The following is a 22,874-nucleotide window of genomic DNA, read 5'->3' on the forward strand; positions in this document are numbered from 1 at the left end:
CCTAAACGCCCAATGCGGCGCGCGGGTTGCCAAGGTTTATGCGTTCGCTTTCGGACCATGACTTCAGCGTTTCGGTAACAGGATCGTCCGCCGCGGGAACGGCGATCATCAGGGTCACCAGTTGATCGCCACGGACGCCGGTCTTGCCGGTGAAGCCACGGTTCTTCAGGCGCAGGACCTTGCCCGACGACGAGGCCGGGGGGATGTTCAGCATGACCGGCCCATCGACGGTCGGCACCTTGACCGGGCCACCCAGCACCGCTTCGGCAATCGTGATCGGCAGGTCGAGGCGGACGGCATCGCCATCGCGTTTGTAGAACCGGTGAGTGTCGATTTCGATGGTGACGACGGCATCGCCGGGACCGCCCGGTCCGGGTTCGCCCTTGCCACCGAGACGCATCTGCGTGCCGGTCTCAACCCCGGGCGGCAGTTTCAGGTCGATCGATTTGCCATCACCCAGCGTAATGCGCTGTGGCGCCAGCGACGCGGCGTCCTCGAACGGGACGGCCAGCCGATAGCCGATGTTCGCGCCCCTTTGCGGGGGCGCGGCACGACCGCCGAACCCCGCGCCGCCGCCGCCGCGCCTCCCGCCGAACAATCCTTCGAAAATGTCGCCGAAATCCGCGCTGCCCGCCGCCTGGGGCTGGCCCCGGAAACCGCCGCCACCGCCCGCGCCATAGCCAAATGGGGCAGCGGGATTGCCATCGCCATCGATCTCGCCCCGGTCGAACCGAGCGCGCTTGTCCTTGTCGCTCAACAGGTCATAGGCGGCGGTCACCGTTGAAAAGCGTTCGGTGGCCTTCGGGTTATCCTTGTTCTTGTCGGGATGAAGCTCCTTGGCGAGCTTGCGATACGCTTTCTTGATATCGGCTTCGGTAGCACCGCGCGCCACGCCGAGGGTCGTATAAGGATCAGCCATGGCGGTCAGTTATGCGCTGGGTCGTTCATATGCAACGCTGGCGGCTTTGCCGAGCTACGCGCCGTAGTGATGATAATGAATCGGCGCGACATCGACGCCGACGGTCATCGTCTGTGCCCCCGACCCCAGGAAAATCCCGTCGATGGGCGCGACTTCGGAATAATCGCGACCGATGGCGGTGACGATATGGTCGCCCGCCATCCAGATGCCGTTGGTCGGGTCGACGCCGATCCAGCCACGGTCGGGGCCACACCACAGCAACACCCAGGCATGGGTGGCATCGGCCCCGACCAGCCGTTCCTCGCCCGGCGGCGGGATGGTGCGGATATAGCCCGACACATAGGCGGCGGGGAGGCCGGCCGAGCGCAGGCCCGAGATCATGATCTGGGCGAAATCCTGGCAGACGCCGCCGCGCTGCGCGAACGCTTCGGCCGGGGGGGTCTCGGTCTTGGTCGCGTCGGGATCGAAGGTGAATTCGTCCTGGATGCGGCGCGCCAGTTCGATGGCGGCTTCCAGCGAATTGCGCGCCGGGTGCAAGCTTTGCGCGCACCAGTCGGCAATGCCGGGGTCGAGCGCGATCATCGGCGAAGGGAACAGATAATTCGTTGGCGAGACGGCCAGCACGCTGCGGTTCGACCGCGCCAGTGCGGCGACGGTGGCGAGGTCGGGGTCGGAGGGCAACGGCATCGGCAAGGCGCGGTCGACGTCGATGGTGGCGGTGCTGACGATCGACAGTTCGGTGACGGGTTGCGAGATGACGAGGCGCGTGACGTTGGCGAGCGAGGCATCGGCGCGGGCGAGCGAGAAATGGCCGCCGGGTTCGACCGACAGGCTGTGGTCGATCAGCGTCTGGCCCGACCAGAGAATCGGCTTCAGCCGCAGGTTGCAGCGCGCAAAGCTGACGGGTCGGGCATAGGTAAAGCGCGTTTCGTGGCGGATTTCATAGCGCATCGGGCCTCCAATGATCGCCTCGTCGGTGATTTCGCGGGTCAGAGTCATGCGAGTATCCGGGTCATGCCAACGTCATGCCGGTGGCGCGCAGGGGGGCGCCGCCGCGCAGGAAAAAGCGGTTGGCGATGGCATCCGACAACGCGAACAGGCGGTTTTCCAAGCCCTGGATCTCGTGCAGGTCGAGCGATGCCGCCGACAGGGTGGCGACGAAGGCGGCGATGGCGGCGGCGGCGCTCTGCTGATCCTCGGCCATGCCGTCGTCGCTGAGGCGCGGCAGGATGTCGAGATGCGCGGCGATAGCCGCCACCTGGAACGCGAGGCTGCGGGGATTGCCCGCGTCCAGCGCGACCAGGTCACGGACTGCGGCGGCAGACACGCCGGTCGGATACCGCTGGCGATACCCGATCTGGCTGTTGGTCAGTTCCAGCAGCATCGCCAGGTCGTCGGCGCTGGCATCGGGGCCGGAAAAGGCGCGCAGCAAGCGGCAGACGGTGGCGGCACGTTCGATCCGGCGGCCACAGTCGAGGAAGCGCCAGCCTGCGGTGCGACCCATGTTTTCGGCCGACAACCCTGCGAGCGCGGCAAAGCGCTGGTGCATTTCAGATGCGCGCTGGCCGGTCCGCTCGGCGGTCGGGAACGGTGCCTCCAGCAAATGCCAGACGTCGGTGGACAGGCGCTCCCGCGACCCCTCGCCGATGTCGCGGGCATGCGACAGCAGCGCCCGGACGCTGTAGGTTTCATCACCGTCGCTAAGTGCGGCGCGGGCCAGCGCAACGATCGTCGGGTTCGGTCGACCGGCGCGTTTGGTCGCTGCTCCGCTGCCCACCAGCATCGCTTCGAGGCGTTTCAACGTGGCGGCAGCGATCGCTGCACCGCCATCGACATCGACCGACCCGCCGATGCTGGCGCGGACCAGGGCCAGCACGCCCTCGGCACGTTCCAGGTAGCGACCCAGCCAGAACAGATTGTCGGCCACGCGGCTGGGCAAGGTGCCGGGATTGCGGCGGATCGCAACCGCATCGGTCGCCGCAACGAGGGTGACCGGCGCGACCGGCTGCGTCCCGACGATGCAGACGTCAGCGGAAAAGGCCCCCTCCCCCATCACGGCGGCACGGATGTCGTCCTCCAGCCCGATGCGCGCAAAACCGCCGGGCATGACCCGCCAGGCGCCGTGGGCATCGCGTGTGGCGAACACGCGGATGGTGAAGGGGCGCGGCTCAAGCCCGTTTGCGCCGACCGTCGGCAGGGTCGACAGGTGAACGGTCTCCTGCCCGACATAATCGATCCCGCGCCGGTAAATGTCGTCGATCAGCGCGACGCGTTCGGTGGCCGACATTTCGCCGCCGATGCGCGCGCCATGCGGCAGACCGCGCGGGTTGGTCCGGAAAGCAGGCGCGATGATGAACCTGTCGAGCCGCTCGATCACTTGGTCGCGCTGGCGGTCCTGCCCGCACCACCAGGTCGCGATGTTGGGGATGCGCAGGTCTTCGCCCGTCAGTCGCACCGACAGCCGGGGCAGGAACGCGGCGATGGCGGGCGATTCGAGGACACCTGCCCCCGGCGAGTTGGCGATCACGACATTGCCCGCCGCCATCGCGTCGATCAGGCCGGGGACGCCGATGCGCGACCGCGAATCGAACGCCAGCGGGTCAAGCAAGCGCGGATCGACGCGCCGCCACAGCGCATCGACGCGCTTCAGTCCCTCGATCGTGCGGAGGTAGAGCTGGTTCTCATGAACCGCCAGATCCTCGCCCTCGACCAGCAGCAGCCCCAGATACCGCGCCAGGTGCGCCTGTTCGGCATAGCTCTGGTTGTAGCGGCCTGGCGTCAGCAGCCCGATGCGCGGGTCCGACCGGCGGCACGACGCGGCGATCCCCGCGCGGACATCGGCAAAGAAGGGCGCAAGCCGCGCGATGTGCAGCCGCGACTGAAGCTGGTCGAACACCCGCGACACCGCCAGCCGGTTCTCGAGCGCATAGCCAGCGCCCGTGGGGGTCCGCGTATGATCCTCGATCACGCGCCATTCGCCGTCGGGACCGCGCCCGATGTCGACCGCGAAAAAGTGCAGGTGCCAGCCGCCGGGAGGCTCCAGCCCCATCATCGGCCGCAGGAAATGCGAGCTGCCGTTGATCACCGCGGCGGGCAACAAGCCACCCTCGGTCAGCCGCTGCGGGCCATAGATGTCGGCGAGTAGCAGTTCCATCAGATTGGCGCGCTGGACAACGCCATCGGCAATCCCCTGCCACTCCTGCGCGTCGATCATCAGCGGCAGCGGGGACAGGGGCCATTTCCGGTCGTCACCCTCGCCTGGCAGGCGAAAGCCGGTGCCGATCTCGTCCGCCTGACGCTGGATGCGCGCGCGGGCGAGCGGCAGGTCACCACCCGACGCCACCGCGACCTCGGTCAGCATGGCCTGCCACATCCGGGGGTTTACGGTATCGCGCACGACGTCGCCGCGCGGCGCGATGGCGCAATAACCACGCAGCCAGTCGGAGGCGATCGTTTCGCTCAACGGAAGGGGTGCAGGGCTGGCCACAGTGTCAAGACGATCCGGTTATCCTTGTCGTGCACTGTGCACCCTGGCGTTCACCTACCCATAAAGGCCGCTGCGTTGCAACACGGGATCGGGAGTTTGCCTCGACTTGTCGGGGGCATAATATTAGGCTGGACCGATGAGCACCGATCCCATCGCATTATTTTCCGACTGGTTCGCCGAGGCCGAGGCCAGCGAACCGAACGACCCGAACGCCGTCGCCCTTGCCACCGCGAACGCCAATGGCCAGCCCGCCGTCCGCATGGTCCTGCTGAAGGGGCATGATGCCGCGGGCTTTGTCATCTACACCAACCAGCAGAGTCGCAAGGCCGACGACCTGGCCGCCAATCCGCAGGCGGCCTTGCTTTTCCACTGGAAATCGCTGCGGCGGCAGGTCCGGATCGAAGGGCCGGTGAGCGTCGTCGACGGGGCCACCGCCGATGCCTATTTCGCCACCCGGTCGCGCGTGTCGCAGCTTGGCGCATGGGCATCGGAGCAGTCACGACCGCTGCCCGACCACGGCACGCTCAGTGCCCGCCTGCAGGACGTCACTCGACGGTTCGAGGACGTCGACGTGACTCGCCCGCCGCACTGGTCGGGTTACCGGGTGACGCCCGCCCGCATGGAATTCTGGCGCGACGGTGCGCATCGCCTGCACGAACGCCGCCTGTTCACGCGGTCCGGCGATGGCTGGACCGAAGGATTGCTTTACCCGTGAGCCGGTCCATACTCGCTACCCGCGCAGCCCTTGCCAGCGCGACGGTTGCACTGTTCCTGCTGCTTTTGAAAAGCTATGCGGCCAGCAAGACCGGGTCGGTCGCCATGCTGGGATCGCTGGCCGATACCGCGCTCGATCTGCTGGCGTCGCTGGTGACGCTGTGGGGCGTCCGGGTTGCCGCCGAACCCGCCGATCACGACCACCGTTTCGGGCATGGCAAGGCGGAGGCGTTGGCAGCCTTGTTCCAAGTCTTCATCATCGGCCTGTCGAGCGTCGCGATCCTGGCGCGTGCGGTCCAGCAGTTGCTGGCCGGGCAGACGACCGCCAATGCCGAATACGGCATCGGGGTTTCGATCATCGCCATCCTCGCGACGCTGGCTCTGCTGGTCTATCAACGGTATGTTATCGAGCGCACGGGGTCGGTCGCAATCGGTGCCGACCATGTCCATTACCAGTCCGACGTCATGCTGAATATCGCGGTCATCGCGGCGCTGGCGATCGACCAGTTCGGGGGGATGCGGGGTGCCGACCCGCTGTTCGGGATCGCAATTGCGCTGTGGCTGATGTGGGGCGCGTGGCGCGCGTCGGCACAGGCGGTCGACCAGCTGATGGACAAGGAATGGCCCGCCGAACGCCGCGCCGCCTTCATGAAGGTCGCCGAGCAACATCCCGAGTTGGCCGGCATCCACGACCTGCGCACGAGGACGAGCGGGACGCATGATTTCGTCCAGTTCCACGTCTGGATGGACCCGAAGATCACGCTGGACGACGCGCACCGGGTCATGGACGAAGTTGAAGACCAACTGATGCTGGCATTTCCGGGCACCGAAATCCTGATCCATCCCGATCCGGAAGGGCATGTCGACCGCGTGCCAATCTCGGCGCTGGAGGCGACGACGGGGACGATCCATTGAGGGGAGCGGGACATTGAATATTCTCGCCACCCCGGCAAATATTCCCGTCACCCCGGCCGAGGCCGGGGCCTATACGGGTTTTCGAAAGATGTTCGCCCGATCCGACAGCCGTATAGGCCCCGGCCTGCGCCGGGGTGACGGAATGTTCTCCGCCAAACTTCCAACAACAAAGGACCTTCTTGAAAATTCCCTTCATCCAGATCGACGCGTTCGCCGACCGGCCGTTTACCGGCAATCCAGCAGCGGTGATGCCGCTGGATAGCTGGTTGCCGGACGATGTGCTGCTGGCGATTGCGGCAGAGAATAATCTTGCCGAAACCGCGTTCATCATCCCGGCGACCGGCGACGACGACTATGAACTGCGCTGGTTCACGCCGACCACCGAGGTCGTGATGTGCGGCCATGCGACGCTGGCCACCGGGCATCATGTGCTGTCGGCGGATGCGGCGTTGAAACAGGTACGCTTTCGGACGCGCAAGGCCGGAGTGCTGGTCGTGACGCGCGATGGGACTGGCTATACGCTGGATCTGCCTGCCTGGCGGCCGTCGCCAAAGCCCCTGCCACAATTCCTGGCGGCCCTCGGCCTGGAGTCTGCGGTCGCGACCCTGTGGCATGAAAACCTGTATAGCGTTGTCGTCCTGGAGGACGCTGCCGCCGTCCGAGCGGTCGCTCCCGATTTCCGCGCCCTGGCGGCACCGGGCGACGTGCTGACCATCGTGACCGCGCGCGGCGACGACACCGACATCATCAGCCGCGCCTTTGCGCCGGCGGCGGGCATCGACGAGGATCCAGTGACGGGTTCGGCGCATGCGGTGGTGGTGCCCTATTGGGCGGAAAGGCTGGGCCGCACCCGGATGACCGCGTTCCAGGCATCGGCGCGCGGGGGCTATCTGGACTGCGCGCTGGCGGGGGACCGGGTGGTGCTCGGCGGCAAATGCGTGACGGTTATCGAAGGCCTGTTTTCGGTATAGGGTGGTCGCATAGCGAACTTGAAAGGCAGGCTGCTGGTGAGGCACAAACTGGATTTCACACGACGCGCGATTGTTGGCGCAGGGCTTGCTGCCGGCACGCTGGGGCTGATCGACGCTGCTACAGTGCGCGCGGCGGAACCGCCTCTGCTGGCAGTTCCCGAAGTCGACAGCCTGAGCCTGCAGGTCGTCACCGATGCAGCGGTATTCGGGCCGTTCCTCGAAAATCTCGACTTGCCGGGCATGAAGGTCTTGCGCGCTGGCAACGGCGGCCCGCGTTCGTTGCCGCGCATGTTGCCGCATGCCCTGCTCGGTGAATTCGGCCTGTCGATCCTGAGCGAATCGAACCGGGGCAGCGCACGGCGGCGGGTGATGATCGACTTCGGCTATTCGCGTGAAGTCCTGGCCAACAATCTGGCGCTGCTGGGAATTGCCCCCGACAGCATCGACGCAGCGGTGTTGAGCCACGGCCACCTCGATCACTATGGCGGCTTTGCCGGATTGTTCGGTGGTGCCAGTGGTGGGGCGTTTGAGGGGCCGGGCCGCCCCCATCACCTGCCGCTGACGGTAGGCGGCGAAGAGACGTTTTGCGAACGCGTCGCCCAGATCGGCGATCCGCCACCGATCATGGGTGCGCTGGACCGCGGCGCGCTAGCCAGGGCGGGTTACGATGTCCGGATCAGGCCAAAGCCCGAGATCATCGCCGACCAGGCCTTTACAACCGGGGTCATACCCATGGCCAGCTTTGAACGAGCGGCGATCCCAACGCAGATGCGCCCGGGCGTCGGTTGCGATCGCGCGCTGCTCGATCCGGCAAAGCGCGACCGGACCCAGATCGCCGATGATGGCGCGCATGAGCTGGCGACCTGTTACGCGGTCAAGGGACTTGGCCTGGTCGTCATCGCGTCATGCAGCCACCGCGGGGTCATCAATTCGGTCCGGCGCGCGCAGGCAATCTCGGGGATCAACAAGGTCCATGCGGTCGTCGGCGGCTTTCACCTGGTCCGCCCGCGCACCGAAGACGAGGCGCGCCGCACCGTCGCCGAATTCGCGCGGATCGATCCGACCTACATCATCCCGATGCATTGCACCGGAGAGGTCTTCATGGCCGAGGCGATGCGCCTGATGCCGCAAAAGATCGTGCGGTCCTATGTGGGAACGAAGTTCGTGTTCACCGCGGTGAGCTGACGAAAAATCAGCTCACGAATTCGGCCAGCAGCGTGTTCGCGCGCGGGCCGTCCCAGTCCATGCCACCGACGATGCGCCAGACTTCCTTGCCGTTGGCGTCGTACAGCACCGTGGTTGGCAGCATCCCGCTGGCAAAGGCAAAGCCGAGCGCATTGGGGGCGTCGCGATACAGCGCCAGATGGGGCAGCGGGTGCGCCGCCCACCAGCCGGGGACGGGGTCGACCGCCTGCTTGGTATCGTCCTGGTTGACGACCAGCACCTGCAACCGGTCCCCCGCACGCACGGCAAGACGGTCGAGCGACGGCAGTTCCTTGACGCAGGGACCGCACCAAGTTGCCCATAAATTGACCAGCACCGGCTTGCCCGCGAAAGCCGCGATCGACGTTGGCTTGCCGTCGGGGCCGGTGAACTTTTCAGACGGCGGCACCTTGCCACGCTGGCTGATGTCGAGCGTGCCGGCGGGTTCGGGCTCGGTCGGCTTTGCCGCATCTGTCACATTGGCTTGCGGCGCGGGGCCGGTTTGCCTATCGCACGCGGCGAGCGGGGCTAGCAGGAGAAGGGCGATTACGGCGCGCAAGAGCGACTCCAATGCAATGTGGGGCGGGCGTTTCTCCGAAGGCCCGGATGCGGTCATGCGTGCGATAAATGCCTCGCTGCCGTTCGACAAGCGTTTGTGGCGTCAGGACATCGCCGGGTCGCAGGCGCATGTCGCGATGCTGGGCGCGCAGGGGATCCTGTCGGCGGCGGACGCAGCAACGATTGCGGACGGGTTGACGGCGGTCGCGGCGGAATATGCGGCCAATGGTCCGCCCGACGACCTCGGCCTGGAAGACATTCACATGGCGACCGAGGCGCGGCTGGCCGAACTGATCGGGCCGGTCGCGGGGCGGCTGCACACTGCGCGGTCGCGGAACGACCAGGTCGCGACCGATTTCCGACTGTGGGTGCGCGATGCGATCGACCAAACAGATGCGGGATTGCAGGCCTTGCAGCAGGCGCTGGTGGGACGGGCCGAGGAACATGCCGGAACGGTGATGCCGGGCTTCACCCATTTGCAGAGCGCGCAGCCGGTGACTTTGGGTCATCACCTCATGGCCTATTACGAGATGTTTTCGCGCGACCGGTCGCGGTTTGCCGATGCGCGGGCCCGGATGAATCGTTCGCCATTGGGCGCGGCCGCGCTGGCGGGGACTGGGTTTGCAATCGACCGCGCGGCGACGGCGGCGGCGATGGGCTTCGATGGACCGACGGCGAACTCGCTCGACAGTGTGTCGGACCGTGATTTCGCGATCGAATATCTGACGGCGGCGGCGCAGGCTGCGCTGCATTTGTCGCGACTGGCGGAGGAATTCGTGATCTGGGCAAGCCAGCCGTTCGGATTCATCACCCTGCCCGATCAATGGTCGACCGGATCGTCGATCATGCCACAAAAGCGCAACCCCGACGCCGCCGAACTGGTGCGCGGGCATAGCGGGCGGATCATCGGCTGCCTGACCGCGCTGATGGTGACGATGAAGGGCCTGCCCCTCGCCTATTCGAAGGATATGCAGGACGACAAGCCGCCGGTGTTCGAGGCGCACGATCTGCTGGAACTGTCGCTGGCGGCGATGGCCGGAATGGTCGGCAGCGTGACGTTCCGTGCCGACCGGATGCGGGCGCTGGCCGAGAGCGGCTTTGCGACTGCGACCGACCTCGCCGACTGGCTGGTGCGCGAGGCCGACGTGCCCTTTCGCGAGGCGCACCATATCACCGGACGCGCCGTGAAAGCCGCCGAGGACCGCGCCTGCGGGCTAGCCGACCTTCCAATCGACGTCTTGCAGGACATCGATTCGCGGATCGACGCACGGGTGTTCGGGGTGCTGTCGGTCGATGCCTCGGTCGCCAGTCGCACCAGCCTGGGCGGCACCGCGCCGGTGCGGGTCAGGGACGCTGTCGCTGCGGCCCGCGCTTTGCTAGAGGACCGTCCATGAAAGCTGTCATTGTACTTGCCCTGATCGTCGCGCTGTCGGCCTGCGGATCACGCCAGCGCCTGAAACCCGAGCCCGGGACGAGCCTTCCGCCCAAACCGCTGGCGGCCCGGACCGTACGGACGCCCGAGGCATTGATGACGCCGACCAACCAAGCGCGACCGCAGCGGATCGACGAACTGCTGACCCATTCGGAGAAGCGCAAGACCGATCCATTCGACCTCCCCCCACCGGGCTGAATTTCATGAATCATTTCGATTATCGTAACGGCATCCTCCATTGCGAGGACGTGCCGCTGACCGACATTGCGCGCGATGTCGGCACCCCCGTCTATGTTTATTCGCGGGCCACGCTGGAACGCCACGCCCGGGTCTTTCAGGAGGCCGTGGCACAAGCCGGCAAGGTCGACGTCGCGTTCGCGGTGAAGGCCAATCCGAACCTTGCCGTGCTGCGAATCCTGGCGCGCGAGGGCATGGGGGCCGATGTCGTGTCGGGCGGTGAGCTGGAACGTGCGCTGGCGGCCGGCATGGCTCCCGCGCGAATCGTATTTTCAGGCGTCGGCAAGACCGGGGTCGAGCTGGCGCAAGGGCTGGATCGCCAGATCGGCCAGTTTAACATCGAATCGGAAGAAGAGGGCGTCGAGCTGGCGATGATCGCCGCTGCACGGGGGCTGGTTGCCGATGCCGTGCTGCGGGTCAATCCCGATGTCGATGCCGGGACCCACGCCAAGATTTCGACCGGCAAGGCCGAAAACAAGTTCGGCGTCCCCATCGGCCAGGCGGTCGGCATTTATGCGCGACTGGCGGATTTGCCCGGGCTGAACATGCGCGGCGTCGCGCTGCATATCGGATCGATGCTCGAAAACCTGGACCCGCTGGCGGCGGCATTCGAACGGATCGGCACGCTGGTCGAAGCGATCCGGGCCAATGGGCTGCACGTCAGCCATGTCGACCTGGGCGGGGGGCTGGGCGTTCCCTATCGACCGGGCGAAAACCCGCCGACTCCCGATGACTATGGCGCGATGGTGGCGCAGGTGACCAAGGGCTGGAACGTCACGCTGATGTTCGAACCGGGCCGTGTCATCGTCGGCAATGCGGGTGTCCTGCTGACCAGCGTGATCCGTGTGAAGCCGGGCGTCATGAATCCCTTCGTCATCGTGGACGCGGCAATGAACGATTTGGCGCGACCGGCGCTGTACGATGCTTATCACCATTTCGACCCGGTCGTGCAGACGGCCGAACGGATGACCGCCAACATCGTCGGCCCGGTCTGCGAAAGCGCCGATACTTTTGCGATGTCGCGTGAATGTGGCGCGGTCCGGACCGGCGACCTTGCCGTGTTTCGGACTGCGGGAGCCTATGGCGCCACGATGGCCAGCACCTACAACAGCCGCGCACTGGTGCCCGAAGTGCTGGTCGATGGCGGGCGCTACGTCATCGTTGCCGACCGGATTGCGGCAGCGACGATCATGGGCGCTGAGCGTGTTCCGGACTGGCTGGCCTGACCGGTTTGTCATGATGTCGCCGGCAACCTTCGTCAGCCACTTCGGGCGCCGCGCAGGAGCCGCACCCAGTTCAGAGCCTCAAGCCGAAACGCGGGCCGATGAACAGCATGGCGAGATACAGGGCAATCGTCAGCAGGCATCCGGACAACAGCGTCGGCCAAAACCCGATGCCATGCCGCAAGAGCCATGGGATCAGCAGGAACATGGGCAGCGATGGAATGACATACCAGAACGTCGCCCCGGCATGGGCGGCCATGCGCGACGGGTCATGCGTATCGCGCCACAACCATATCATCCCGAGGATCGAAACCAGCGGCAGCGAGGCGACGAGCGCACCCGCTGCCGGGCTGCGCTTGGCGATTTCTGAGATGATCGCGATGATCGCGCCCGAAACCAGGGCTTTAATGGCAAGATAGAGCATTGCACTGCCTAAGCATTTTGCGCGACAACTTGCTACCGCTTGTCTTCTTGGGCAATCGGGGCGCGATGCCGATACCGCCGCCCCTGCACAGCCTCCCGATATTCGTTCGACTGTTCGGTCGTCCGGTTATCCTGATCGGGGAGGGCGAGGCCGCCGATGCCAAGCGCCGCGTGCTGGAGCGCGCCGGGGCCGTAGTGGTTACCCAAGGCTCTGCGCAACTGGCCATCGTCGCGGTTGATGACGATGCCGAAGCCGAGGCTGCCGTCGCCAGCCTGAGGGCGCGCGGTATCCTCGTCAACGCGGTCGATCGGCCTGCGCTGTGTGATTTCACCTTGCCGGCGATCGTCGATCGCGACCCGGTGCTGATAGCGGTCGGCACCGGGGGCGCATCGGCGGGCCTCGCCAAGATCCTGCGCCAGCGGATCGAGGTGATGCTGCCACCGTCGGTCGGGCCGCTTGCCAGCGCCTTGTTTGCGGCGCGCGCGGCCATAAAGGCGCGCTGGCCCGACGGCGGGCAGCGCAGGCGCGCGCTCGATGCCGCACTGGCACCGGGCGGGATGCTCGACCCGGTTGCGGGCACACACGATGTCGGGGCCTGGCTGCAATCGGGCAACGCGACTGGCGACCGCACGGTGGCCCTTGCCTTGTCCACCGGCGATCCCGATGATTTGACGCTCAAACAGGCGCGTTTGCTGGGGGAGGCCGACCGCGTCTATGCGACGTCCGATGTACCGCCCGCCATTCTTGCCCGTGCCCGCGCCGATGCCGTACGCATCACCGGCACCGTGCCCGCGCGACCGGGTTCGGGCTTGACCCTCGCTATCAGGATGGGGACTTCATGAGTGCACGCAACTACGTCGTTAATGGATGCAATGCCGCGGCCGTCGGGCTGGACGAAGCCACCGCGGCGATGGGAACCGCCGACCTGGTCTGGGTTCACCTCGATGGCAACGATCCAAAATCGCACGACTGGCTGAATGCCCAAGGGCTGCCCAACATCGTCGTCAATGCGCTGGTCGCTACCGAAACCCGCCCACGCACCGACCTGGTCGAGAACGGCGCCATCCTGAACATGCGTGGCCCCGATCTTGAGGCTACCAGTTTTCCCGACATGCTCGCCTCGGTCCGCATCTGGGCGACGCATGGCCGGATTATCTCGCTGACGATGCGCGACCTGCTGGCGCTCGAGACGCTGGACGAGGACATCATGGCGGGCAAGATCCTCGATCCCGGCGACCTGGTGTGCGTGCTGGCGACCGCCATCACCGCCGAGCTTGATCCCGATGTTGCCGAGCTTGGCGATGTGCTCGACGATTGCGAAGAGATGTTCGACGCCCAAAACGCCTTTACGATGCGCCGCACCATTGCGCGGACGCGGGCCAAGGCGATCGCCTATCGCCGGTTCGTCGCGCCGCAGCGGCAGGCGCTGGAAAAGCTTGCCCGGATCGAGGCCGAATGGCTGACCGACGACGATCGCGCGCATCTGGGCGAGGCGGCCGACCGGGCGGCGCGCATGGCCGAGGAGCTGGAGCAGATTCGCGAACGATCGGCGTTGATGCATGAGCAACTGACCGACCTGCGCGCCGAACTCATCGACACGCGCAGCCTGGTCATCTCGGTCGTGGCGCTGGTGTTTCTGCCGCTGACCTTCCTGACCGGATTGCTGGGCATGAACGTCGATGGCATCCCCTATGCACACGAACCATGGGCGTTTGCGGCCGTGTGCGGGGTGTCGGCGGCACTGGCGATCGGGGTCGCGGCCTATTTCATCCGCGCCAAGTGGTTTCGCTGAGCGCCTGAAACTGTTGCTGGAGGGCCCGGTGCGCGGCTTCGGCTTCGGCCAGTTCGGCACGGACTTCGCTCAGTTCGACGGCGCGATGGGCGATACGCGCGTCGAGGGCGGCATTGGCGCGGCGCAGGCCTTCCAATGTGCGGGCGCGGTCGAGCAGCCGTTCTATGCGCGCGCCCAGCATGTCGAAATCAAAGGGTTTCACCACATGATCGTCGGCACCCCCGGTCAGCGCGTCGATGGCCGCGCCGGGGTCGCTGCGCGCGGTGATCATCAACACCGGCAAGTAACGGGTGATCGGCGAAGCACGAATTTCGCCGAGGACGGAAATACCTGACATCAACGGCATCGTCATATCGAGGATCATCAGGTCGAAGCGCCGTGCCTGGATCATGTCGAGCGCGGCAAGCGGGTCGGCAACCAGCACCGTCGCATAGCCCATCCGCGTCAGGCGCAGGCCCATGACCGACAGGTTGGTGCGGCTGTCATCGACGACGATGATCTCTCCACGACCGGACGCTGAAACCAGGGGAGCGGCAAGAAATGTGTCCATGCGATAATCATAGGACAAACTGGTTAACGCGGCGTTGACCTAACCACTGTTGCGGAGCGCCGTTGCGATGGCGTTGATCGAAAGCTGAATACCCTCGGCAACGCGCGTGTCCTGTTCGCCCGCGCGATGCCGCTTCAGCAGTTCAATCTGGAGCAGATTGAGCGGTTCGATATAGGGCGTACGCAGCCGGATCGAGGCGTCGAGAGAGGGATTTGCCTCCAGCAGGCGGGACTGACAGGTGATCGCCAACAGGCAGTCGTGCGCCTTTTCCCAGCCATCGCGGATCGTAGCGAAGGTCGACGTCGCCATCGCCTGGTCCTGCACCAGCGCTGCATAGCGCGCGGCGATGTTCATGTCCGACTTGGCGAGCACCATCTCCATATTGGCAAGCACCGATTGCAGGAACGGCCAGCCTTGCGCCATTTCCTTCAGCAACCCCTTGTCGGCAAACCCGTCGAGGGCATGGCCGACGCCGTACCAGCCGGGCAGCATGACGCGCGCCTGTGCCCAGCTGAACACCCAGGGGATCGCACGGAGGTCCTCGATCCGGTCGGATTTGGTACGACTGGCGGGTCGCGAACCAATCTTCAGCGTGGCGATTTCGGCAATCGGGGTCATCTGGTGAAAGAAGGTGCGGAAATCGGGCGTCTCGTACACCAGCGCGCGATAGGCGTTGAAGGATGCTGTCGAAATCTGGTCCATCGCATCGGCAAAACGTTTGGCATCCGCCGGTGGCAGCACTTCGGGTTCGAGGCTGGCGAGCAGAGTGGCTGCTGCCATCGCCTCCAAATTGACCGCCGCACTTTCGCGCGAACCGTATTTGGCGGCTATCACCTCGCCCTGTTCGGTGATGCGGATCCGGCCGCGCACAGTGCCGGGGGGCTGGGCGCGGATTGCGGCAAAGGACGAGCCCCCGCCGCGCCCGACCGCGCCTCCGCGCCCGTGGAACAATTGCATCGCGGTGCCAGCCCGTTCGAACACGGGGGCGAGCGCGAGGCTGGCCTGGAACAGGCTCCAGGTCGAGGTCAGATAGCCGCCGTCCTTGTTGCTATCCGAATAGCCGACCATAACTTCCTGATGCCCGCGCGTGACCGCCAGCGCCGCCATCTCGGGGATCGCAAAGAAGTCGGCCATGATCGCGGGGCCCGCCTCCAGGTCGGCGATGGTTTCGAACAGCGGCACGACGCTAACCGTCGCGGCGGGTGTTGCACCCGGGGTGTAGAGGCCGGCCTCCTTCAGCAAGACATAAACTTCAAGCAGGTCGGAGACGCTGTCGGCTTTCGAGATGATCGCGCGGACGATGGCCTCGTCGCCATAGCGCGCCTTTGCCGAGGCGGCGGCCTTGAAAATCGCGACCTCCTTCGTGGTTTCCTCGCCATAGTGCAGTTGCGGCCCCGACAGCGGGCGCGGGCTGGCGAGTTCGCGCCGGAGCAGAGCGACCCGCGCGGCTTCGTCGAGCGCCAGGTAATCGGGTTCGGCCGCCGCGACCTTCAGCAATTCGGCCACGACGCGTTCGTGGACGTCGCTGTTCTGGCGCAGGTCGAGCGTAGCGAGGTGAAAGCCGAAAATATCGACCGCACGGATCAGCCGACCGAGCGCGCCTCCGGTCGACAGGGGACCGCCCGCCAGCGCCTTGGCCAACGCGCGCAGGTCGACCCGGAACGACTGCGGATCAGGATAGGGGGCGCCCGAAAGCGACGATCTGCGTGGGGGTGGCTTGCCGACGATGGTTTCGAACGTCGCGCACAGCCGCGCATAAATACCCGCAACCGCGCGGCGATAGGGTTCATCGGCGCGCGTGGCGGAAATGTCGCCACTGGCCTCGGCAAGCGCGATCACGCTGGCATCGACCGTAGCAAGCTCGGTCGAGATCGAAAGCTCGGCCCCGAGCGCGTGGATGGCATCGAGATAGGCGGTCAGCACGGTTTCCGACGACCGTCCGATGGCGAGTTCCAGCGAAGCGGCGACGACATTGGGATTGCCGTCGCGGTCACCGCCGATCCAGCTGCCGACGCGCAGGAACGATGCTGCCCGTTGCCCCAACGCGCGGTCCCACCGGGCGTAAAGTGCCGGGAGCGTCGGTACGAAAACTTCGCGTAGCCACGCGAGCGCATTCTCGACCTCATCGGCGACATACAGGCGTTCGCGGCGAAGCGGACGAGTTTCCCACAACAAGGCAATCTGGCGGGAGATGGCGGCCTCGACCTCGTCACCGTCGACCGTTTCGACCAACCCGGCATCGCGCAGCAGCATCAGTTCGGCGATACGATTGCGATGGTCGATCATCGACTTGCGGCGCACTTCGGTCGGGTGTGCAGTCAGCACCGGCATGACCAGCGCATTCTCGAGCATCGTTGCGACCTTGTCCGCGCCGACGCCATCCTGAGCAAGGCGCGCAAGAACGTGCGCGACATCGGCACCCTCCTCGATCGCGACACCCTGGCGATCCTCCGCGAGGTTGGCGAGCATCGAGAACAGCATAAACCCACGCACGAAGTTCAGCGTGTCGTCCAGCGACAGGGCGTCCAAACCATTGTCGACCTGCTCGGCACCGACCAGCCCGCGATGGCGGTCGACCGACGCCGACCGGATATATTCGATGCGCCTGAACAGCGCCTCTCCACCAAAGCTGCGGATGACGTCGCCGAGCAAGCGCCCCAAAAAGCGGATGTCGGGATTTTGGGTGATCGGTGCAAGAGAGGCCATAATCCGATGCTGCACTGCGGGAGGGAGCCGGTCAACCGTTGGGCCAACATCATTTGCTTTAGGGTCCAGTCTGTTCCAACGCATCGGTGCGGCATTTCATCGCACCGTGCCCCTGCCCCGGTTGCTTCGCTGCCGGACAGGCCGCACGACAAACTATTAACCTTGTTCGCAATTTTCAGGACCTTCCCGCAAACCATGTATATCCCCAAGTTCCTGAGATTTGCGTCGCACGACATGGCCATCGACCTCGGCACGGTGAACACCGTCGTATATGTCCGCGACAAGGGCATCGTGCTGAACGAACCGTCCGTGGTCGCTATTGAAACGCGCAACGGCGTCCGGCGCGTGAAGGTGGTCGGTAACGACGCCAAGCTGATGATGGGCAAGACCCCCGACGATATCGAGGCGATCCGCCCGATGCGCGATGGCGTCATTGCCGACATCGACATCGCCGAGGAGATGATCAAGCATTTCATCGACAAGGCGCTGGGAGGCCCGGCGACCTTCCCGCGTCGTCATGAGGTCGTGATCTGCGTGCCATCGGGGTCGACCAAGGTCGAACGCCGCGCGATTCGCGATGCGGCTTCGAATGCAGGTGCCAGCCGCGTCTTCCTGATCGAGGAGCCGATGGCCGCAGCCATTGGAGCAGGGCTGCCCGTTACTGAGCCAATCGGCGCGATGGTCGTCGACATCGGCGGCGGCACGACCGAGGTCGCGGTGCTGTCGTTGCGCGGCCTGGCCTATAGCAATTCGGTGCGCGTCGGTGGTGACAAACTGGACGATGCGATCACATCGTTCATTCGCCGCAAGCACAATCTGATGATCGGCGAAGCGACGGCAGAACGCGTCAAGCACGCCATCGGCAGCGCCCTGATGCCCGAGGGGCCGGGCGCGACCATGAACGTGCGCGGTCGCGACTTGATGACCGGACGCCCGACGGAGATAACCATCACGCAGGCCGACATTGCCGAGGCGATTGCCGAACCGGTCAGCCAGATCATCTGGGCGGTCCGCAAGGCGCTGGAACATACCGCCCCCGAACTTGCCGCCGATATTGTCGACCAAGGTATCGTCCTGACCGGCGGCGGCGCGTTGCTGGGTCATATCGACGAGGTCATTGCAGATGCGACGGGATTGCCCGTCGTGGTCGCGGAGGACGCGCTGATCTGCGTGGCGCGCGGTGCTGGACTTGCGCTTGAAGACCAGGCTTACAAGGGTGTACTGACCCCTGCCTGACGACCGGTTTTGAGGAAAATGTCATGCTCACCGTCCACCACCTGAACGAATCTCGATCGCAGCGAATTCTCTGGCTGCTCGAGGAACTCGGGCTCCCCTACGACATCAAATTCTATGAGCGCGACGCGACCACGCGACTCGCTCCACCAGCGTTGAAGGCGGTCCATCCGCTCGGCAAGTCGCCCGTCATCACCGACAAGGGCGCGACCATCATCGAATCGGGCGCCATCGTCGAATACATCCTTCGCACCTATGGCGAGGGGCGCTTGCAGCCTTCCGGGGACAGCGCGGATTACACGTCATACGTCGAATGGCTCCACTATGCCGAAGGATCGGCGATCCTGCCGCTGATCCTGAAACTCTACACCGACAGGCTTGGCGAAGGCGGTGCCCCACTCCAGCCCCGCATCAACAGCGAGATCACCAATCATCTCGGATATATCGAGAGCGCGCTGGCGGGTCGTGATTATCTGCTGGGCAGCGATCTGACCGGAGCCGACATTCAGGTCAGCTTTGTCGGTGAGCTTGCCGGCGCATTCGGACAGCGCAAAAACCATGCGAACATCGATGCCTGGGTGAACCGGTTTCAGGCGCGGCCAGCTTACCAACGCGCCCTTCAGAGAGGTGGGCCCTACTCGTTTGCGAACTAGGCCAGCAGCTCGATGTCCCAATAAAGCCAGTCTCGCCAGCTCTGGTGCAAATAGTTGGGCGGAAAGCTTTTTCCGTGATCCTGCAACTGCCAGCTGGTCGGGCGGATCGGCGCGATGTGGAGAGGCATCTTGGCCTCCTTCGGCGTCCGTCCGCCCTTTTTCAGGTTGCAGGGCGAACAGGCGGTGGCGACATTTTCCCAGGTCGTGCGGCCACCTTGGGCCCGCGGGATCACGTGGTCGAAGGTCAATTCTGTGCAGACGCCGCAATACTGGCATTGAAAACGATCGCGCAGGAACAGATTGAACCGCGTGAACGCCGGATAGGCCGATGGGCGCACATATGATTTCAGCGCAATGACCGACGGCAGTTTGATCGAATGATTGGGCGACCGGACCTCGCGCTGGTAATGATCGACGATGTCCACCCGGTCGAGGAACACCGCCTTTACCGCAGTTTGCCACGGCCAGACGCTGAGCGGATAATAGCTGAGCGGCGTGTAGTCGGCGTTCAGGACAAGCGCCGGGCAACCATCAGGATGGCGGATTAGATCGGGATGATACATGAGAAACGCCTGTCCCCCTGCCTTCGTTACGCCGCTGTCTTGACCGCCCTTTAAGGCGATTTGCATGACGATGCCATGACAGCACAGGCAATGACTCGCGGTCAACCGTCGATTTGCGCGAAACTGCTAACCTCGGCCATTGGATTTCGCTATCGGAGTGCCTAGATATGCTTCATGTCAACTTTCCTCGTCGTCCTCATCGCGCTGGCCATGGCGGCCACGGTCTTTTTTCTGGTCAAGGGCGTCGTGACGTTCCTGAAAACTACCGAAGCTGACTTGCGGGCGGGTCCCGATGGCCCCAGCGTGTCTAGCCGTCAGCAGAACAAGATGATGTCGGCGCGCATCGGCTTTCAGGCGGTGGCCGTCCTGCTGGTCGCCTTGCTGCTGCTGATGTCGCGCCACGGCTGATCGAGCTTGGTAAAGCTCAATAAGATCTACACCCGGACTGGCGACGACGGCACGACCGGACTGGTCGACGGTAGCCGCATCGCCAAGGACGCAGCCCGCATGGCGGCAATTGGCGATGTCGATGAAACCAACAGCCTGATTGGCGGGGCGGCCGTCCATGCCGATGGCGTGATGCTGGAGCACTTGCGGATGATTCAGAACGACATGTTCGATCTGGGAGCCGATCTTGCGACGCCAGGCAGTAATTTCGAACCTGGCGCAAAGACATTGCGAACCGTTGCTCGGCAGGTTGACCGGCTTGAGCAGGAAATCGACGCGATGAACGTTGCGCTTTTGCCGTTGCGCAGTTTCATCCTGCCGGGCGGATCGTCGCTGGCGGCGAACCTTCACGTTGCTCGCGCCACCGCCCGGCGCGCCGAACGGTCGGCGATCACGGCGAACGCACATGCCGCCCTAAATCCCTTGGCGTTACGGTATCTGAACCGGCTGTCGGACTGGCTGTTCGTCGCCGCGCGCGTAGCAAATGCCGATGGCCGCGACGATATTATGTGGGTGCCGGGCGCCTCGCGTTGAGTTAGAGGAACTAAAGGGAAACGAAAGCGCTTTTCCTTTCGGTGTCGGGCACGAACGGCACGTCACGGGGCTTACATCAGCGATGGCGACAATCTTTCACGGCGAATCATGCGATCAGGATGAAACGGCGGACCCGCTCGCCGAACTGTTCGCTACGACCCGTGCGCGGACGATGGCGCTGGCCGAAACCCTGTCGGATGCCGATGCGACGATCCAGTCAATGCCTGATGCATCCCCCGCCAAATGGCATATGGCGCACACCACTTGGTTCCTGGAAACCTTTGTCCTGCGCGATTATGTCCATGCCTATGCGCCGTTCGACGCATCATATCATTTCCTGTTCAACAGCTATTACGAGGAGGAAGGAGAACGCCATTCGCGCGCCCGTCGGGGCATGATCACGCGACCAACGCTCGACGAAATCCGCGCCTATCGTCATCACGTCGACCAGGCGGTCGGCACGGTCTTTGCCACGTTGCCACAACCGGCGCGCGACCTGATCGAACTGGGTTGTCATCACGAGGCGCAACATCAGGAACTGATGCTGACCGACATGCTGCACCTGTTCGCGCAAAACCCGACCGACCCGGCGGTGTGGGATCACCCCCGCAATATCCCTGCGCCCGTCCCCGATCAAATCCGCTGGATCGCGGGCCAGCAAGGCGCGGTCGAGATCGGTCACGATGACAATGGTTTTGCATTTGATTGTGAGGGGCCGCGCCACACCGTCTGGTTGCATCGCCATGCGCTCGCCGACCGGCTGATCACCAACCACGAATGGCAGGCGTTCATCGAGGACGGCGGTTATGCCCGTCCCGAACTATGGCTGTCGAACGGTTGGGCCTGGCTCCAGGCAGAAGCGATCGCCGCCCCGCTGTACTGGCGCAAAACCGATACGGGTTGGCGTGCATTTGCCCTCGACGGTGTTCATCCGCTCCATCCCGCTGCTCCGGTCGCGCACATCAGCCATTACGAGGCCGACGCATTTGCCCGCTGGGCCGGGGCGCGGCTGCCCACCGAGGCCGAGTGGGAGAGTGCGGCACAATCATGTGATTCAACGGCGGGTAACCAGCTCGACGTAACAGGCCCTGTGCGGCCCCGTGCCGCCGCGCGGGGCGACGGACTGCGCCAGATGTTCGGCGACGTCTGGCAATGGACCGGATCGGCGTTCCTGCCCTATCCGGGTTTTGTCGTTGCTGAGGGTGCGGTCGGCGAATATAATGGCAAGTTCATGAGCAACCAGATGGTCCTGCGCGGTGCGAGCTGTGCCACGCCCCGAGGTTCGGCCCGTGCCAGCACGCGAAACTTTTTCCCGGCCGAGGCACGCTGGCAATTTTCGGGGTTGCGCCTGGCCAGGAACCTTTAAGATGCTGCTTCACGAGACTCCCGACATAGCGGTCAATGCCGCTTTTCGCAGCGATGTGCTGGCGGGTTTTGCGGCCCGGCCGCGTGCGATCCCCGCCCGGTGGTTCTATGATCGCACGGGATCCGAATTGTTCGAGGCGGTTACCGGGTTGCCCGAATACTACCCGACGCGCGTCGAAACCGCGCTGCTGGCAAAACATGGCGGCGATGTCGCACGGATCGCAGGGCCCGGGCGCGCGGTTGTTGAATTTGGTTCCGGATCCTCGGTCAAGACGCCGCATCTGCTGCGCGCGGTTGCCCCCGCCGCCTATGTTCCGATCGACATTTCGGGCGACTTTCTGCGGTCGTCCTCCGCTGAACTCGCAAAGGGATATCCCGGGCTGTCCGTGCTTCCCGTCGAAGCCGATTTCATGCACCCTTTCACGCTGCCAGACGCGATCACCGACGCGCCGAAGTTGGGTTTTTTCCCGGGCTCGACCATCGGCAACATGATCGCGCGGTCCAGCGTCGACCTGTTGCGGACAATGCGCGAGACACTCGGCACCGGCGCGATGCTGTTGATCGGCATGGATCGGGTAAAGAGCGAAGCAATCCTGACCGCTGCCTACGACGATGCCGCGGGCGTGACCGCGCGGTTCAATCTCAACTTGCTCGTTCGCATCAATCGCGAGCTGGACGGTACAATTCCAACCGAGGTGTTCCGGCATCGGGCACTCTGGAACGACCACTACGCGCGGATCGAGATGCATCTGGAAGCATTGCGCGACATCACCTTTACAATCGATGGCCAGTCGTTCGAAATGGCGGCGGGCGAGACGATCCACACTGAGAACAGCCATAAATACGGCCCTCGCGATGCCCGGTTGCTGCTCCGTTCGGGCGGGTGGTCGCCGGTCGCCGAATGGACCGACGCGGATGACCAGTTCGCGCTGATCCTTGCCGAGGCGC

Annotated in this window: 23 protein-coding genes; 15 read left to right on the forward strand and 8 right to left on the reverse strand. The window is 64.7% G+C overall.

The window, feature by feature from the left end:
• Window position 1: 1 nt before the first annotated feature.
• The 3 genes from Q0R02_RS02555 to Q0R02_RS02565 form a co-directional block, all read right to left on the reverse strand.
• Entirely contained in the window at window positions 2-919 is a 918-nt protein-coding gene (locus Q0R02_RS02555; protein WP_293880540.1) for a DnaJ C-terminal domain-containing protein, read from the reverse strand.
• Between the two features lie 54 nt (window positions 920-973).
• Complete coding sequence (locus Q0R02_RS02560; protein WP_293880588.1) at window positions 974-1,870, reverse strand: transglutaminase family protein; 897 nt, start codon at window positions 1,868-1,870, stop codon at window positions 974-976.
• Between the two features lie 61 nt (window positions 1,871-1,931).
• Window positions 1,932-4,382, reverse strand: coding sequence for a circularly permuted type 2 ATP-grasp protein (locus Q0R02_RS02565; protein WP_293880542.1), 2,451 nt, complete (start codon window positions 4,380-4,382; stop codon window positions 1,932-1,934).
• Window positions 4,383-4,542: 160 nt separating this feature from the next.
• Here Q0R02_RS02565 and pdxH point away from each other — a divergent pair, with 160 nt between their 5' ends.
• The 4 genes from pdxH to Q0R02_RS02585 all read left to right on the forward strand — a co-directional run bounded on the left by pdxH (window position 4,543) and on the right by Q0R02_RS02585 (window position 8,191).
• Window positions 4,543-5,121: a pyridoxamine 5'-phosphate oxidase gene (gene pdxH / locus Q0R02_RS02570; protein WP_293880544.1), complete on the forward strand. Its 579-nt coding sequence runs from the start codon at window positions 4,543-4,545 to the stop codon at window positions 5,119-5,121.
• Window positions 5,118-6,035, forward strand: a complete 918-nt coding sequence (locus tag Q0R02_RS02575; RefSeq protein ID WP_293880546.1) for a cation diffusion facilitator family transporter — start codon at window positions 5,118-5,120, stop codon at window positions 6,033-6,035. The genes pdxH and Q0R02_RS02575 overlap by 4 nt, the downstream gene beginning before the upstream one ends.
• Before the next feature lie 179 nt (window positions 6,036-6,214).
• On the forward strand, window positions 6,215-7,006 hold the full coding sequence (locus Q0R02_RS02580) for a PhzF family phenazine biosynthesis protein (RefSeq protein WP_293880548.1): 792 nt from the start codon (window positions 6,215-6,217) through the stop codon (window positions 7,004-7,006).
• A 36-nt stretch (window positions 7,007-7,042) separates the two neighbouring features.
• Complete coding sequence (locus tag Q0R02_RS02585) at window positions 7,043-8,191, forward strand: MBL fold metallo-hydrolase (RefSeq protein ID WP_293880550.1); 1,149 nt, start codon at window positions 7,043-7,045, stop codon at window positions 8,189-8,191.
• Window positions 8,192-8,198: 7 nt separating this feature from the next.
• Here Q0R02_RS02585 and Q0R02_RS02590 read toward each other — a convergent pair whose 3' ends face one another.
• On the reverse strand, window positions 8,199-8,768 hold the full coding sequence (locus Q0R02_RS02590; RefSeq protein ID WP_293880552.1) for a TlpA disulfide reductase family protein: 570 nt from the start codon (window positions 8,766-8,768) through the stop codon (window positions 8,199-8,201).
• 16 nt (window positions 8,769-8,784) lie between these two features.
• Here Q0R02_RS02590 and argH point away from each other — a divergent pair, with 16 nt between their 5' ends.
• From argH to lysA, 3 genes are read left to right on the forward strand one after another with little or no spacing between them, the layout of a single operon-like run.
• Window positions 8,785-10,161 carry an argininosuccinate lyase gene (gene argH / locus Q0R02_RS02595; protein WP_293880554.1) on the forward strand — a complete coding sequence of 459 codons (1,377 nt, stop codon included), beginning with the start codon at window positions 8,785-8,787 and terminating at the stop codon, window positions 10,159-10,161.
• Window positions 10,158-10,397 carry a hypothetical protein gene (locus tag Q0R02_RS02600; protein WP_293880556.1) on the forward strand — a complete coding sequence of 80 codons (240 nt, stop codon included), beginning with the start codon at window positions 10,158-10,160 and terminating at the stop codon, window positions 10,395-10,397. Before argH ends, Q0R02_RS02600 begins: the two co-directional genes overlap by 4 nt.
• A 5-nt stretch (window positions 10,398-10,402) precedes the next feature.
• On the forward strand, window positions 10,403-11,662 hold the full coding sequence (gene lysA, locus Q0R02_RS02605) for a diaminopimelate decarboxylase (protein WP_293880558.1): 1,260 nt from the start codon (window positions 10,403-10,405) through the stop codon (window positions 11,660-11,662).
• A 70-nt stretch (window positions 11,663-11,732) separates the two neighbouring features.
• Here the strand turns inward: lysA and Q0R02_RS02610 are convergent, their stop codons facing one another.
• Entirely contained in the window at window positions 11,733-12,083 is a 351-nt protein-coding gene (locus Q0R02_RS02610; RefSeq protein ID WP_293880560.1) for a DUF3147 family protein, read from the reverse strand.
• A 65-nt stretch (window positions 12,084-12,148) separates the two neighbouring features.
• On the opposite strand from Q0R02_RS02610, the gene Q0R02_RS02615 reads away from it, so the two are divergent.
• A complete protein-coding gene (locus Q0R02_RS02615; protein ID WP_293880562.1) occupies window positions 12,149-12,925 on the forward strand; it encodes an NAD(P)-dependent oxidoreductase in 777 nt (258 codons plus the stop codon).
• Window positions 12,922-13,875, forward strand: a complete 954-nt coding sequence (locus tag Q0R02_RS02620; protein ID WP_293880564.1) for a zinc transporter ZntB — start codon at window positions 12,922-12,924, stop codon at window positions 13,873-13,875. Before Q0R02_RS02615 ends, Q0R02_RS02620 begins: the two co-directional genes overlap by 4 nt.
• Here the strand turns inward: Q0R02_RS02620 and Q0R02_RS02625 are convergent.
• Together Q0R02_RS02625 and ppc are read right to left on the reverse strand one after the other, a co-directional pair.
• Window positions 13,850-14,425 (reverse strand): response regulator, encoded by a 576-nt coding sequence (locus Q0R02_RS02625; protein WP_293880566.1) that lies wholly within the window; start codon window positions 14,423-14,425, stop codon window positions 13,850-13,852. The genes Q0R02_RS02620 and Q0R02_RS02625 overlap by 26 nt on opposite strands.
• 39 nt (window positions 14,426-14,464) lie before the next feature.
• On the reverse strand, window positions 14,465-17,131 hold the full coding sequence (gene ppc, locus Q0R02_RS02630) for a phosphoenolpyruvate carboxylase (RefSeq protein WP_293880568.1): 2,667 nt from the start codon (window positions 17,129-17,131) through the stop codon (window positions 14,465-14,467).
• A gap of 195 nt (window positions 17,132-17,326) precedes the next feature.
• Here ppc and Q0R02_RS02635 point away from each other — a divergent pair, with 195 nt between their 5' ends.
• Complete coding sequence (locus Q0R02_RS02635; RefSeq protein WP_293880570.1) at window positions 17,327-18,367, forward strand: rod shape-determining protein; 1,041 nt, start codon at window positions 17,327-17,329, stop codon at window positions 18,365-18,367.
• Between the two features lie 23 nt (window positions 18,368-18,390).
• Entirely contained in the window at window positions 18,391-19,017 is a 627-nt protein-coding gene (locus tag Q0R02_RS02640; protein WP_293880572.1) for a glutathione S-transferase, read from the forward strand.
• Here the strand turns inward: Q0R02_RS02640 and Q0R02_RS02645 are convergent.
• Window positions 19,014-19,580 carry an HNH endonuclease gene (locus Q0R02_RS02645; protein WP_293880574.1) on the reverse strand — a complete coding sequence of 189 codons (567 nt, stop codon included), beginning with the start codon at window positions 19,578-19,580 and terminating at the stop codon, window positions 19,014-19,016. The genes Q0R02_RS02640 and Q0R02_RS02645 overlap by 4 nt on opposite strands.
• Before the next feature lie 174 nt (window positions 19,581-19,754).
• On the opposite strand from Q0R02_RS02645, the gene Q0R02_RS02650 reads away from it, so the two are divergent.
• The 4 genes from Q0R02_RS02650 to egtD all read left to right on the forward strand — a co-directional run.
• Window positions 19,755-19,988 (forward strand): twin transmembrane helix small protein, encoded by a 234-nt coding sequence (locus Q0R02_RS02650; protein WP_293880576.1) that lies wholly within the window; start codon window positions 19,755-19,757, stop codon window positions 19,986-19,988.
• Window positions 19,989-19,994: 6 nt separating this feature from the next.
• Window positions 19,995-20,561, forward strand: a complete 567-nt coding sequence (locus Q0R02_RS02655) for a cob(I)yrinic acid a,c-diamide adenosyltransferase (RefSeq protein ID WP_293880578.1) — start codon at window positions 19,995-19,997, stop codon at window positions 20,559-20,561.
• A gap of 82 nt (window positions 20,562-20,643) precedes the next feature.
• Entirely contained in the window at window positions 20,644-21,927 is a 1,284-nt protein-coding gene (gene egtB, locus Q0R02_RS02660; protein WP_293880580.1) for an ergothioneine biosynthesis protein EgtB, read from the forward strand.
• Window position 21,928: 1 nt separating this feature from the next.
• Window positions 21,929-22,874 (forward strand): L-histidine N(alpha)-methyltransferase (gene egtD / locus Q0R02_RS02665; RefSeq protein ID WP_293880582.1); only part of this gene is annotated, 946 nt, incomplete at its 3' end.

This window comes from Sphingomonas sp. (genome assembly GCF_025353885.1).
Classification (GTDB): domain Bacteria; phylum Pseudomonadota; class Alphaproteobacteria; order Sphingomonadales; family Sphingomonadaceae; genus Sphingomonas_O.